The sequence below is a fragment of the Anaerococcus sp. mt242 genome, from assembly GCF_016798225.1.
Lineage (GTDB): Bacteria > Bacillota > Clostridia > Tissierellales > Peptoniphilaceae > Anaerococcus.
The window spans coordinates 1-13,193 of sequence record NZ_JAEUYX010000006.1 but is presented as its reverse complement, the minus strand read 5'-3'; the positions used below and the strand labels follow the sequence as shown (position 1 = coordinate 13,193).

The window sequence follows — 13,193 nt, the reverse complement described above, 5'->3', positions numbered from 1 at the left end:
ATATGACTGATAAAAAATATTTATTCTAAACTTCTTATCCTATCAACAAGACTGTCACGACTGTGTTTTTCATAAAATTTGTTAGTAAACAGTATTCCTATGATTATATTTGCGATATTCACCATAAGAAGCGGTGTAATTATGAAACTAAATGTTGTCCACTTAGTTTCTGCCATAAAATCTATCAATATAAATTTATTTACAAGTAGCATCACTATGAAAGAAAATACTAAGCTTGAAATTGAATATATCAAATTCTTCTTTATTAAATATTTCTTAATATTATCTTTTGTCATTCCAATAGCTTCAAGGATTGAGAGATTAACCTTGTTTCTTAAAATTTCTGTAGCAATAATATTTATAAAGTTTAGTACAGAAATTAAAAACAATACTATAGATAAACTATAACCCACAAATTCTATAAGATTTTTGAAATCTTTAAAAGAATTTATCTGAATATCTCTTGAATCATAAGAAAAGTCTGGTTCATCTTCAAAGGATTTTAAAAATTCATCAAAGTTTTCTTTTGCACTATCCTCTACATCAAATCCATAGGACATTATGCTCCTATCTCCAGTGAGTTCTTCGTACAAATTAGGGTTTAAATAAAGATATTCTATATCCAACTCAGGACTAGACTCATCAAATCGATCTTCTTGAATAATAGGATAATATCTTAAACCATCGGAATAATTATAGTTAATTTTTCCCATAATTTGGACTTCTTTTATAGTATTTTTCACTTTAATTTTAATTTTATCTCCAGCTTTAAAAGAAGATTTTTTATCGCTATCTTCACCTACAATAGCATAAGAGCCGTTATTCCATTTATCTTTATCAAATTCTCCTTCTAAAAATTTCTGTTTATTTATTAAATAATCATCTACTCCAAGTAAGAGTGGAGCAATCTTTTTTCCTTCAACCGTTATATCTGGATACTGATATTCATCACCATAATAGTATAAGGCTCCTCCATCTTTAAATCCTTGATGCTCCTTTATCTGATCAATAAGTGTTTCTTTTAGACTGTCTTCTTTATCGTAATACCTATATCTAAAATACTTAGGACTTGCTATATTATAATCAGTTACGATTACATCTGATATTCCTTTCTCCAAATCTATATTACTTGTATAAGTTAAAACACTATTTAAAATAACTGCTGATAGACTCATAGAAAGAACAATTGAGATAAATCTAAATTTATTTGAAAAAACCTGCCTTCTTGCAAGTTTCCCTAGAGAAATATTATCACTTTTATATTTCTTTTTTACCTGAGTTTCGTTATATTTACTAGCATCTATCGGTGAAATTTTAGCTGCATATTTTGCCGGACTCATAACTGATAGAAAAACAGTTAATAAAGTAAATATGGTTGAAAAAAGTATAACTAGTAATATTAAAACTAATGATAGATTTATATTTGCTAATACTACATTAGTAGAAAATATTTTATTTAAAATTATTTTCCCGATAGTAATTCCTATAATATTGCCCAATATTATAGATGGGATCGCTATTATAAAAGATTCTAAATGAACAAGTCTTTTAATTTGTACCTTTGTCATACCTATAGTTTTAAGTAATCCAAGTAAGTTTATATCTTCATTTACAGATATTTTAAAGATATTATTAATAATTAAAAATCCTGCAAGCATTACTAAAATTAATAAGAGCAATGCTGGTAAAAACATCGTAAAGTCTGTACCATCAGCTCCGGATAAAAGATAGGCGAAATTAACTCCAATTCTTATTTCTTTATCAGATAAATTACCAGGACTATCTGACACCTTATATCCATTTCTTTCTGCAATTTTTAAAAGTTTATCCTTTATCATAAATGAATTATTTAGCATTACTTCCATATCGTTATTGGTATCTGGAAGTGACAATTTATCTACATAGGCTTTTGATAAGTATATTTGTCCTACACCAACGTTGGAATCTATCGGACTTTGATATGTTCCAGATATAACAAAATCTCCGATTTTCTTTTCTATAAGCTCTCCAGTGTAAGGTTTTTCTATATTAAATGGAATCTTTATTTTTTCTCCAATTTCACCTTTGTAGCCTAGTTTCTTTGCAGTGGCTATATCTATAAATACTTGGTTTTCTTTTTCAGGATATCTTCCACGAACATTGTCAAATAATGACCAGTCAAATCCATTTTTATCACTATAAGATAACTCTGCTCTTATTTTTTCATCATCTAGAATACCAATGTGTTTTTTTATCGCATATTTCTTTATATCTTTATCTTTGGATAAAATTTCTATATCTTTGCTAGAAACTTCTTTATATGAGCCGTGGCTGATCGACCCCACAGTTTTCATCGTTTGAGCTTCCATACTTTTGCCAAGGCCCAATACTACTGAAAAAAGACTTGTAAATAGTATACAAGTTAAAGCAATTGCTAATAAAAGAATATTTCTTCTACTTTTATTAGTAGTTAAAATAGCTTTGGCTAGCTTTCTGATATAGGCTCTATTTTGAACTTTCATTATTAGCCACCAACTTTCCATCTTCTATCCTTAAAGTTTTTTCTGCTGCTTGGGCCACAGCATCATCATGGGTTATCATAAGAATAGTATTTCCAAGCTCCTTATTTATCCTTTTTAATAAATAAACAACTTGGGATGATGATTTTGAATCCAAATTCCCAGTAGGTTCATCAGCTAAAATTATAGATGGTTTTGTAACCAAGGCTCTTGCTATAGCAACTCTTTGTTGTTGGCCTCCTGATAATTCATTGGGCATTTTATCTACTTGATCTTTAATTTCAAGTATATCTATGATATTGTCAACATATTTTTTATCTACCTTATCTCCATCAAGACCAAAAGGTATAATTATATTTTCATATACATTTAACATTGGCAAAAGATTATAAGCCTGAAATACAAAGCCAATATTTCTTCTTCTAAATATAGTCCTTTCATCATCTTTTAAAGCATAAATATCTGTATTATCAATAATTACTTTTCCACTTGTAGGATAATCAAGCCCTCCTAATAAATGTAATAGGGTTGACTTTCCAGAACCAGATGCCCCAATTATAGAAATAAACTCTCCTTTTTCTACTGCAAAAGATACTCCATCCAGAGCTCTTAGCTCGATATCATTTGTTTTATAATATTTTTTTAAATTTTCTACTTTTAACATATATATCACCTCTTTATATAATATAACATCTCAATCTTACAAAGTACTTACAATGTTTCTTACAGTTTTGTAAGAAAAAAGACTTCTCACAAGGGGAAGTCTATCGAAAATTTTATTTTATTTTCTCTCAAAGATGCCTTTATATTGCCACCATGTTTTTCTATAATCTCTCTAGCTATAAAGAGGCCTAAACCAAAGCCATCTTTAGAGGCTGAATTTTTGCCCCTATAAAATCTTTCAAATATTTTTGGCAAAGTTTCCTCTGATAAGTCCTTGTACTCATTTTCTATGTCTAGATTGTAGTTTAGATAAGATTTATAAACTGAGATATTAATTGTAGAATGCTCAGGCGAATATTTTATAGCATTATCTACTAAATTGTGAATAGCTTCTTTAAGCCATCTTTCATCTAAATTAAAAACGCAATCCTCTTCTTTCAAAACAATAGTTATATTTTTTTCATCTAATATAGTTTTAAATTCTCCCAAAACATTATTTACCAAATCTGCTAAATTTGCTTGATTTTTTTGTAAAACAATAATATCAGATTCAAGTCTTGAAGATTTTACTAGGGCTTGAACTAAAAATTTTAGTTTATCTAGCTCATATTTTATAATTCCAATGTACTCATCTTTTGGATCATTTTCTAATAGGCTAATGTATAAAGAGAGATTTGTAATTGGCGTTTTGGTTTGGTGAGATATATCAGCTATTAGATCTTTTGTTTTATTTTTTTCTGTGTTTATTTTTGCTTCTTTTACCTGGCTTGCATATAAAAATTTAATGAGTTTTGATTTTATCTTGGACAATTCCATCTCATCAAAGTCAGAATTTTCTAAATTTCCATCCAAAGCCTTATCAATATAGTCTGAAAGCTCCTGCATTTGCTTTTTTAATGCTATATATTTGTATAAAAGAATTACTATTATAATAAGTAAAAAGCCTGCTAAGAATTCCATTTATAGCCAACTCCAAAAACTGTTTTAATAGGATCATAGGGTTTTAATTTATTTCTGATTCTGGATATATTTACACTCAGAGTATTTTGGTCAATAAATTCATCATCTACTCCCCAAATAAAGTCAAATAGTAATTCCTTAGTTACTACTTGGGATTTATTTTTAATTAGATAATACAAAATTCTAGACTCTGTCCACGTCAAATCAATCTTTTTATTATTAATATAAAATTTATTTTCTTTAAAGTTAAAGTCTAACCCATCTTTTTTATAAAGTCTTAAATCATTAGAAGCTATCTTTTCAAAAGCTCTTTTAATCTTAGCTTCTAAAATACCTAGAGAAAAAGGCTTGGTTAAATAATCATCTGCTCCTAAGTTTATAGCTGAAATTATATAAGCTTCCAAATCTATAGCAGATAAGATAATTATAGGTATGGATGAAGTTTGTCTAGTATATTTTATTATTTCTAGCCCATCTCCATCAGGAAGATTCATATCTAACAAAATTAGGTCAGCTCTATCAATATATTTTTTCGCTTCGCTGATTGTATTTAAAGAAATAATTTCATACTCTTTTTCCAAGGCTATGGATAGGCCCTTATTTAAATTTTTATCATCTTCAATTATAAGTATTTTTTTCATATGTATTGCCACTTTTGCTATAAAAATAAATCATATTAAACGCTAACATTGATTTCACAATTCTTTCTAACAATTATGTTAAATTTTTTTGGGAAAATGAATAATATAAAAATTGGCACAAAGGTTATTACCTTCATGCCAGTTAAAATCAAGGGTAAAATCCCTCTTATAAACCAAGTTTTGCTTCAATAGCTGGTTTATCAAATCCTACGATGTCTTCGCCATCGATGTTGATTACAGGAACTCCTCTGTATCCTTTTGATACTAGGTATTCTACTGCATCTGGATTTTCGTCTATGTTTAATTCTGTAAAGTCAATGTTGTTGTCATTGAAATATTGTTTTGCTGCTTTACAAAAAACACAAGTATTTGATGTATAAACTTTAATATCTGCCATTTGTATCTCCTTATACTTTCATTTACTTAATTACTTATACCCAATTAAGACAATTCATTTGCCAAATTTATATAATCATCTAAGGATAAATTTTCTGCCCTTAGATTTTCTGCTAAATTTAGCTTCTCAAAGGTTAATTTCAAATCATCCTTAGCCACTACATCAGATAAGGAATTTAGGATAGTCTTTCGTCTTTTGTTAAACCCAGCTCTTACAAGTTTAAAGAGCATATCTTGATTAACTCTATCATCATAAAGTCTTAGTTTTAGATTTAGTATGGTAGAATCAATCTTTGGTTGGGGCATAAATACTGATTTTGGTAGGTTTATGACTACTTTTGCATCAGTGTAAAATTTTATAAATACCGAAAGAGAACTATACTCTTTATCAGATTCACTTGCAACCATGCGTTCAGCTACTTCTTTTTGAACCATGATTGTCATATCATCACATGGGATGCCTGTTGTTATTAGCATTTCAATGATAGGAGTGGTGATATAGTAAGGAAGATTTGAAACCACCTTAAAACTTTCTCCATTAAATTCTTCTTCTACTAATTTCTTAAGATCAACCTTTAAAATATCCTCATTGATGACTTTTGCATTTTCAAATTCCCCTAGGTTTTCTTCTAAAATTGGTATCAATGTTTGGTCTATTTCTATGGCTACTACTTTTTTAGCAACTTTTGCCATCTCATAGGTAATAGTTCCTATACCAGGTCCTATTTCTAGGACGTTTTGATTTTCAATCTTTGCCGCATCTACAATCTTATCTACAAAATTTTTATCTATCAAAAAGTTTTGGCCAAGGGATTTTTTGAATTTAAAATCATACAGATCGATTATTTCGCGAACTACCTTTGGTGAATATAGTTTCTTCATAAAGCTTCCACCGCCCTTTCAAATTCCTCACGGCTGATAGCAAAAGAATTTAGCTTGCTTAAAAGTTGCTTGGAATTATAATAACCAATGCCTAGGATATCTCCAAGTTTTTCCCTGTTTTCCTTTGCACCCTTACCAATTGAAAGACCGTTATTTACCAAGTCTGCCATGACAAATTCATTTCTTTTCTCAACTGTTTCTGCTTTTGCATTATTTAAGGCATCTATAATCACTTGTGGCTCTGCATTTTCTACACCCAAGTCATTTTTCTTTATGGCAAGTTTTCTATCGATATAGGCGTGTTTGGCATCTGGGATGTGCCTTGCAATTTTTTCTCTAATTTTTTTGCCAGCATGGTCAGGATCTGTGAGAATGATTATGCCGGTGCGTTCATTTATTTTTTCTAAACGATCTATCAACTCTTTGCCAAAGGCTAGGCCATTTGTAGCAATTATCTCACAATCAACAGCTCGTTTTACATTGGCAATATCATCTTTTCCTTCAACAACTATGGTTTCTTTTATCATAAATTAAAAAACTCCTTGGTATTGTTGTAGGTTCTTTTTGCGAGCTTATCTATTTTCATATCGCGCAAATCTGCTACTTTTCTTGCAACTTCAACCACTCTTCTAGGATCATTGCGAAGGCCACGATATGGTTCTGGGGTTAGGTATGGACTATCTGTTTCTAGCATCAGTCTTTCGATTGGCACATTTCTTGCTGCATTTTGTTCATTTGTACCATTATCAAAGCTAACTACTCCACCTATTGAAATAAAAAATCCCATTTCCATATATTTTTCTAAAGCTTCTAGGTCATCTGAAAAGCAATGGATTTGGATTTTTAAGTCTGTATAATCTTTTAAGACTTCTATTACATCATCTTTGGAGTCTCTAACATGGATTACTGCAGGCTTTTCTAATTTTCTAGCTAGTTCTAATTGGTGGATAAATATTTCTTTTTGCTTTTTCTTATTATCATCTTTCCAATAGTAATCTAGGCCTATTTCCCCAATTGCTATTACTTTTTCATTTTTTGCAAGCTTTTCTAACTCTTCTAAATCTTTATTATCAGTGTCATCAACTTCTTCTGGGTGGATGCCTGCCATGGCGTAAAAATTGTCGTATTTTTCAGCAAGTTCTATTGCCATTTTGCTATCAGCTATATTTGTAGCAGGATTTATGATTGCCTTTAGACCAAAATTAGACAGGTCATTTAAAATAAATAACCTGTCATCATCAAAAGCCTCATCTGTAAGGTGGCAGTGTGAATCTATCAATCTCATTAAGAAACCTTACTTCCTGGTTTCATATCTTTTAGAGTTGTTAAAAGTGATAGGTCACCATCAAAATCACTTGCTAAGATCATGCCTTGAGACTCGATACCGCGCATTTTCCTTGGTGCAAGGTTTTTAACAACTATTACATTTTTATTAACTAAATCACTTGGCTCATACCATTTTTTGATACCAGATATAATTGTGCGAGGGTTTTCTTCTCCCACATCTACAGTAAAGACTAAAAGCTTGTCAGCATCTGGGTGTTCTTTGGCTTCAAGGATTTTTCCTACAACCATTTCTACCTTTGTGAAGTCTTCAAATGTTATTTCAGCCTTACTTTCTTCATCTTCTTTTTTATCGTCGCTATTTTTTATTCTTTGGCCGATTAATTCATTGTTACGGTCGTGAAGTTTTTTAAGTTCTACTTCTATATCTAGCCTATCAAATAAGTTTGCTCCCTTAGTAACTTTTGCTCCTTCTTCTAAAAGACCAAATTCTCTTGCAGATGCAAAACCTTTGTTGTCTGTACCAAGTTTTTTAAGGATTTCTTTGCTAGTATTTTTCATCACTGGCTCGATTAATTGGGCAACAATTCTTAGTGACTCTGCTAGATTATATAAAACTGTGTTTAGTCTATCCTTATTAGCTTCATCACGGCCTAAAATCCATGGCTCAGTTTCATCTACGTATTTGTTAGCACGTCTGATAAATGTCCAAACAGTTTGTAAGGCTTCATTAAATTTAAAATCATCCATTAGGCTTACAAAGTCAGTATAGGTTGTTTTTGCAAGGGCCTTTAATTCTTCATCGTAAGTATCAGTTTCACTACCCTTAGCAACTACTCCACCATTATATTTATCAATCATTGATGTAGTTCTTGAAACTAGGTTTCCAAGGTCATTTACAAGGTCAGAATTATATCTTTCCATGTATTTTTGGCTAGAGAAGTTTCCATCAGAGCCAAAATTAAATTCACGAAGGACGAAATATTTTAAGGCATCCACACCATAAAGTTCTACAAGTGGTTCTGGATACATAATATTTCCCTTGGATTTACTCATCTTATCATTATCAAAAAGAATCCAACCATGGGCAAAAACTTTTTCTGGAATTGGTAAATCTAGAGCCATTAAAAGGGCAGGCCAAATAATAGTGTGGAATCTTACTATATCTTTTCCTATTAAATGCACACTTGCAGGCCAATATTTATTAAATTTCTTTTGATTATCTCCATATCCAATTGCAGATAAGTAGCAAGAAAGGGCATCTATCCAAACATAAACCACATGCTCATTATCAAAAGGAACGTCTACTCCCCAATTAAAGGTATTACGGGTTACAGAAAGATCAGAAAGTCCCTTATCGATGAAGTTATTTAACATTTCTTTTTGACGGAATTGTGGTTCAAGGAATTCTGGGTGTTCTTTAAATAATTCTTTTAATCTATCTTCATATTTTGATAATCTGAAGAAATAGGATTCTTCCTCTTGGTATTCTACATCACGACCACAGTCCGGGCATTTGCCATCTACTAGTTGACCTTCAGACCAAAAAGTTTCGCAAGGGGTGCAGTAATATCCCTTATATTCACCTTTATAAATATCACCTTGGTCATAAAGTTTTGTAAAAATATTTCTTACATCTTCCTCATGTTGAGGCTCTGTTGATCTTATAAAGGTATCGTAGTCAATTTCAAGTTTTTTCCAAAGTAATTTTGTTTCATCTGCTATGATGTCCACAAATTTTTGAGGGCTAGTACCATGAGATATTGCAGTTCTCATAATCTTTTGTCCGTGTTCATCAGTTCCAGTTACTAGATATGCATCATAGCCATTTAAATTTTTATATCTTTTTAAAACATCAGCAATTATTGATGTATAAGTATTTCCAATATGTAGGTTACTATTAGGATAGTATATTGGAGTTGTTATATAATAAGGTTTTTTTTCTGTCATAAGCTATCCTTTCTTTTAGAAAATATATAGATATATCATACTTCAAATCTTATAATACTCATAGTTAAGTATTGATTAACTTTTATATTTACCATATAATGAAATTAAAAAGGAGGCCATAGGATATGAAAAAAGATATAGACCAGCATAAAAATCGAATGAGCATATTATTTTTCATCTCTTGTCTCATCGTAGCGCTTGGAGATAAGTTTTTAACAGACACTAGCTACTTCATTTCGCAAATAATTGCCTATATATTAATTATTTATAGTATCTATTCTGGGAAAATATTTAGCAAGAAATTAAGCATTTTATTTATTATAAGCTCTATCCTAATGCTAATAGGAGAAGTAGGCTCTTTTATAAGTAGCTAGGCTGATTGAAGATTCATTAAATAAAAGGTATATTAAAACTAATTAAATAAAACTCGATAATGAAAACCCAGTAAGGAATTTTCCCGAATTACACTTTCATTGAGTTTAACACTATTCTTTGTGTAAAAGAAAGCGAGTATAAAAAGAGGTGGTACCGCAGAATTCTGCCCTCTTATACTCTTTTTTTATGACAATTTTTAGGAGGAAATTATGAGATACACTTATGAAAAAGAATATGAGAATGTTTTTGATGAGCTAGTAGAACGTGGTTACTACGAGCAAGCTACTGATGAAGCAGAGCTTAAAGAAAAATTAAAAAATGAAAAACTAACTTTCTATTGTGGTTTTGATGCAACAGCTGATTCTCTTACAGTAGGTCACTTAATCCAAATTATGGTTATGATTCGTATGCAAAATTACGGCCACAAACCAATTGCCCTATTAGGTGGTGGTACAACTCTAATCGGTGACCCATCAGGTCGTTCTGACATGAGAAAGGTCATGACAGAAGAGACAATCGATAACAATGCAGAAAGATTTTACTCTCAATTTCAAAGATTTTTAGAATTTGGAGAAGATGCTGCAATAGTAGAAAACAATAAAAAATGGTTACTAGAACTTCAATTTGTTGAGTTTTTAAGAGATGTAGGAAGTGAATTTTTAGTTGGAGAAATGCTAAAAAAAGATGCCTACAAAAACCGTATGGCAGCAGGTGGGCTAACATTTTTTGAATTTTCTTATATGCTTTTACAATCCTATGACTTCTTAGAACTTTACCGCCGTCACAATTGTACTTTAGAAATCGGTGGATCTGACCAATGGTCAAATATTATCGGTGGAGTAGACTTAGTTCGTAAAAAAGAAAATGACAAGGCCTACGGTATGACTTTCTCCCTTCTTACAACTGCAGATGGAGTAAAAATGGGTAAATCACAAAAAGGTGCAGTATGGCTAGATGAAGAAAAAACAAGCCCATACGAGCTTTTCCAATACATGAGAAATGTTGATGATAGGGATGTTACAAAATTCTTACTACAACTTACTTTCCTACCAACTGAAGAATGTAAAAAACTAGGATCTGCAACAGATGCAGCTGATATAAACCATGCCAAAGAAGTACTAGCTTTTGAAGTAACAAAATTAATCCACGGTGAAGAAAAAGCCAAAGAAGCCTTAGATGCAGCAAAAGCACTATTTGCAGGAGCTGGTAATGAAGATGCTATGCCAACAACAGAAATCTCAAAAGCTGATTTACCAATTGGTTTATTACAACTTATGACAGATGTTGGACTTACTCAGTCAAATGGTGAGGCTCGTAGACTTATAAAACAAGGCGGAGTATCAATCGATGATGAAAAAGTATCTGACCCAAGCCTTGAAGTTACAGAAGATTTATTTACAGATGATAAAATAATAATCAAAAAAGGAAAGAAAAACTTCCACAGAATACTTTTAGGATAAAAATATAAGGGGCAAGAATGCCCCTTTTTTTGTTAGGAATTTATTCATATATTAGGTAATTGTGAAACACAAAAGTTATAAGGGCTAAAATTATCCCATCCATTGTTGGACTTGTTGTAAGGTAAGTTAAATTATGAGTATCTCTAAAAATAACTGAGAATGATAAAATTATCATTAGCAGGAACAAAAAGATGTTACCTTTTTTCTTCATCTTTAACTTATCATTATAATATAATCCTGCTCCAAGAATTATAATTAATGGGATAGTGTTTTTAAAAACTATCTGACTTTGATAAAGCAAAAAATAAAGCAGGATACCAAATGCGAAAAGAAATGCGTACTGAGTTTTCTTTGCCATATAAACCTCTCTTTCTATACCTTCACAATAATTTATACCGCAAATATTTGTACAAAAAAACTTCTAAATAAGATTTTTAATTCAAATTTAGAAGTTTTTAATAATTATTTATTTTTTTATAATCCTAGCCGGTGCACCGACTGCTGTTGCATTATCTACTACATCTTCTAAAACAACAGCATTAGCTCCTATTTTTACATTATCCCCTACATTTATAGCGCCAAGAACTACAGCTCCTGCACCTATCATGACATTGTTACCTACCGTTGGGTGTCTTTTTCCTTTTTTATTTTCAACTGCACCCAGGGTTACTCCGTGATATATCAAACAGTCTTCTCCTACTTCTGCAGTTTCACCAATTACAATGCCCATGCCATGGTCGATAAATGTTTTTCTGCCAATTTTTGCTCCAGGGTGGATTTCTATACCTGTTTCTATCCTAGACTTGTAGGCTAATTCATCAGCTTCATAAAATTGGCCTCCAAGCCACAAATTGTGGGCCCTAAAGTGGCTTAAAAGAGCTTTTATGCCTGGGGAATAAAGTATTGCTTCTTCCTTACTTTTTAAAGATGGATCTTTTTTTAGAGCAGCTTCTAAAAGTTCCTCTTTATATTCTTCATAACTAATTAATTTCATATAGGCTAGTTGATAGGTATCTTTCCCCAGTATCTGGAAGTACAGTTACAACTGTTTTACCTTCACCTAATTTATCTGCAATTTCAATAGCTCCTACTACATTTGCTCCTGATGATATCCCAACTGCTAGGGCCTCATCTTTTGCTAATTGTCTGCTCATTTTTATTGCATCATCACTTGCTACACTTACAATATCATCTACTACATCAAAATCTAGATTTTTAGGAATAAAGTTTCCACCTATGCCTTGGATTTTGTGGCTAGAGGCCTCTCCACCTGATAAAAGTGGACTTTCTGCTGGTTGGATAGCGTAGATTTTGATATTGCTATCTTTTTCTTTTAATTTTTTACCAACTCCAGATACTGTTCCACCTGTACCAACTCCTGCTATAAAGGCATCTGGTGTAAGTTCTGCTAAAATTTCTGGTCCTGTTGTTTCATAGTGGGCTTTTATATTTGCTGGGTTTGAAAATTGATCAGGGAAGTAATATCCTTCATTTTCAGAAAGTTCTTTTGCCTTATCCACAGCTCCTTGTAGAGCATTTTCTGTTGTTCTTATAACTTCTGCCCCATAAGCTTTTGCTAGTTTTTCACGTTCTTCACTCATTGATGCTGGCATGGTTAGGATTAGTTTGTATCCTTTTGCCGCACATAAGGCTGCTAGGGCCACCCCAGTATTCCCACTTGTTGGTTCTACAATTGTATCTCCTGGCTTTATTTTGCCTGCTTTTTCTGCTTCTTCAATCATATAAAGAGCGATTCTATCTTTTACAGATCCAGCCACATTATTTTTTTCTACTTTTACATAGATATCAGCTCTACCCTCTTTTTTTAGGGAATTAAGCTTAAGTAAGGGAGTATTTCCGATAAGTTCTTTTGCGTTATTTTTAATAGACATATTATTCTCCTTTTATAAATATACACTCCTGAAAATATATATAAATTTTCTATGGGTATCTTTTGTCTATTATTATATCTAATCCATTATTTTATTCAAGTTTATAAGTGTGTATAAAAAAAGGCAACCTAACTGTATGAGCTGAACCCATAAACACGGAATAACTTAATAATATTTTAAGCGGAATGTAAT

Annotated in this window: 14 protein-coding genes; 2 read left to right on the top strand and 12 right to left on the bottom strand. The window is 31.4% G+C overall.

Features of this window, described 5'->3' with window-relative positions:
• Window positions 1-20: 20 nt before the first annotated feature.
• From JNO63_RS04120 to metG, 9 genes are all read right to left on the bottom strand, one after another.
• Window positions 21-2,522 carry an ABC transporter permease gene (locus tag JNO63_RS04120; protein WP_203127230.1) on the bottom strand — a complete coding sequence of 834 codons (2,502 nt, stop codon included), beginning with the start codon at window positions 2,520-2,522 and terminating at the stop codon, window positions 21-23.
• The gene (locus tag JNO63_RS04115) at window positions 2,485-3,162 is read right to left on the bottom strand and encodes an ABC transporter ATP-binding protein (RefSeq protein WP_203127229.1); all 678 of its coding nucleotides are present in this window, start codon (window positions 3,160-3,162) and stop codon (window positions 2,485-2,487) included. Before JNO63_RS04115 ends, JNO63_RS04120 begins: the two co-directional genes overlap by 38 nt.
• Before the next feature lie 86 nt (window positions 3,163-3,248).
• Window positions 3,249-4,121, bottom strand: a complete 873-nt coding sequence (locus JNO63_RS04110; RefSeq protein WP_203127228.1) for a sensor histidine kinase — start codon at window positions 4,119-4,121, stop codon at window positions 3,249-3,251.
• On the bottom strand, window positions 4,109-4,762 hold the full coding sequence (locus tag JNO63_RS04105) for a response regulator transcription factor (protein ID WP_203127227.1): 654 nt from the start codon (window positions 4,760-4,762) through the stop codon (window positions 4,109-4,111). The genes JNO63_RS04110 and JNO63_RS04105 overlap by 13 nt, the downstream gene beginning before the upstream one ends.
• A gap of 166 nt (window positions 4,763-4,928) precedes the next feature.
• Complete coding sequence (locus JNO63_RS04100; protein WP_203127226.1) at window positions 4,929-5,159, bottom strand: glutaredoxin family protein; 231 nt, start codon at window positions 5,157-5,159, stop codon at window positions 4,929-4,931.
• Window positions 5,160-5,203: 44 nt separating this feature from the next.
• Window positions 5,204-6,040 (bottom strand): 16S rRNA (adenine(1518)-N(6)/adenine(1519)-N(6))-dimethyltransferase RsmA, encoded by an 837-nt coding sequence (rsmA, locus tag JNO63_RS04095; protein WP_203127225.1) that lies wholly within the window; start codon window positions 6,038-6,040, stop codon window positions 5,204-5,206.
• On the bottom strand, window positions 6,037-6,567 hold the full coding sequence (gene rnmV / locus JNO63_RS04090; protein ID WP_203127224.1) for a ribonuclease M5: 531 nt from the start codon (window positions 6,565-6,567) through the stop codon (window positions 6,037-6,039). Before rnmV ends, rsmA begins: the two co-directional genes overlap by 4 nt.
• Window positions 6,564-7,325: a TatD family hydrolase gene (locus JNO63_RS04085; RefSeq protein WP_203127223.1), complete on the bottom strand. Its 762-nt coding sequence runs from the start codon at window positions 7,323-7,325 to the stop codon at window positions 6,564-6,566. The genes rnmV and JNO63_RS04085 overlap by 4 nt, the downstream gene beginning before the upstream one ends.
• Complete coding sequence (gene metG / locus JNO63_RS04080; protein WP_203127222.1) at window positions 7,325-9,274, bottom strand: methionine--tRNA ligase; 1,950 nt, start codon at window positions 9,272-9,274, stop codon at window positions 7,325-7,327. The genes JNO63_RS04085 and metG overlap by 1 nt, the downstream gene beginning before the upstream one ends.
• 125 nt (window positions 9,275-9,399) lie before the next feature.
• Here metG and JNO63_RS04075 point away from each other — a divergent pair, with 125 nt between their 5' ends.
• Both JNO63_RS04075 and tyrS read left to right on the top strand, forming a co-directional pair.
• The gene (locus JNO63_RS04075) at window positions 9,400-9,648 is read left to right on the top strand and encodes a hypothetical protein (protein ID WP_203127221.1); all 249 of its coding nucleotides are present in this window, start codon (window positions 9,400-9,402) and stop codon (window positions 9,646-9,648) included.
• A gap of 210 nt (window positions 9,649-9,858) precedes the next feature.
• Window positions 9,859-11,109 carry a tyrosine--tRNA ligase gene (gene tyrS / locus JNO63_RS04070; protein WP_203127220.1) on the top strand — a complete coding sequence of 417 codons (1,251 nt, stop codon included), beginning with the start codon at window positions 9,859-9,861 and terminating at the stop codon, window positions 11,107-11,109.
• Between the two features lie 40 nt (window positions 11,110-11,149).
• On the opposite strand, the gene JNO63_RS04065 is transcribed toward tyrS, so the two are convergent.
• From JNO63_RS04065 to cysK, 3 genes are all read right to left on the bottom strand, one after another.
• A complete protein-coding gene (locus JNO63_RS04065; protein ID WP_203127219.1) occupies window positions 11,150-11,467 on the bottom strand; it encodes a hypothetical protein in 318 nt (105 codons plus the stop codon).
• A 108-nt stretch (window positions 11,468-11,575) separates the two neighbouring features.
• Window positions 11,576-12,103: a serine O-acetyltransferase EpsC gene (gene epsC / locus JNO63_RS04060; protein ID WP_203127218.1), complete on the bottom strand. Its 528-nt coding sequence runs from the start codon at window positions 12,101-12,103 to the stop codon at window positions 11,576-11,578.
• Complete coding sequence (cysK, locus tag JNO63_RS04055; protein ID WP_203127217.1) at window positions 12,090-13,001, bottom strand: cysteine synthase A; 912 nt, start codon at window positions 12,999-13,001, stop codon at window positions 12,090-12,092. Before cysK ends, epsC begins: the two co-directional genes overlap by 14 nt.
• Between the last annotated feature and the right edge of the window lie 192 nt (window positions 13,002-13,193).

Coding starts and splice junctions, on each gene's coding strand:
- JNO63_RS04120 (WP_203127230.1), bottom strand. CDS start 2,522: ATGGAAAGTTGGTGGCTAATAATGAAAGTTCAAAATAGAGCCTATATC.
- JNO63_RS04115 (WP_203127229.1), bottom strand. CDS start 3,162: ATGTTAAAAGTAGAAAATTTAAAAAAATATTATAAAACAAATGATATC.
- JNO63_RS04110 (WP_203127228.1), bottom strand. CDS start 4,121: ATGGAATTCTTAGCAGGCTTTTTACTTATTATAATAGTAATTCTTTTA.
- JNO63_RS04105 (WP_203127227.1), bottom strand. CDS start 4,762: ATGAAAAAAATACTTATAATTGAAGATGATAAAAATTTAAATAAGGGC.
- JNO63_RS04100 (WP_203127226.1), bottom strand. CDS start 5,159: ATGGCAGATATTAAAGTTTATACATCAAATACTTGTGTTTTTTGTAAA.
- rsmA (WP_203127225.1), bottom strand. CDS start 6,040: ATGAAGAAACTATATTCACCAAAGGTAGTTCGCGAAATAATCGATCTG.
- rnmV (WP_203127224.1), bottom strand. CDS start 6,567: ATGATAAAAGAAACCATAGTTGTTGAAGGAAAAGATGATATTGCCAAT.
- JNO63_RS04085 (WP_203127223.1), bottom strand. CDS start 7,325: ATGAGATTGATAGATTCACACTGCCACCTTACAGATGAGGCTTTTGAT.
- metG (WP_203127222.1), bottom strand. CDS start 9,274: ATGACAGAAAAAAAACCTTATTATATAACAACTCCAATATACTATCCT.
- JNO63_RS04075 (WP_203127221.1), top strand. CDS start 9,400: ATGAAAAAAGATATAGACCAGCATAAAAATCGAATGAGCATATTATTT.
- tyrS (WP_203127220.1), top strand. CDS start 9,859: ATGAGATACACTTATGAAAAAGAATATGAGAATGTTTTTGATGAGCTA.
- JNO63_RS04065 (WP_203127219.1), bottom strand. CDS start 11,467: ATGGCAAAGAAAACTCAGTACGCATTTCTTTTCGCATTTGGTATCCTG.
- epsC (WP_203127218.1), bottom strand. CDS start 12,103: ATGAAATTAATTAGTTATGAAGAATATAAAGAGGAACTTTTAGAAGCT.
- cysK (WP_203127217.1), bottom strand. CDS start 13,001: ATGTCTATTAAAAATAACGCAAAAGAACTTATCGGAAATACTCCCTTA.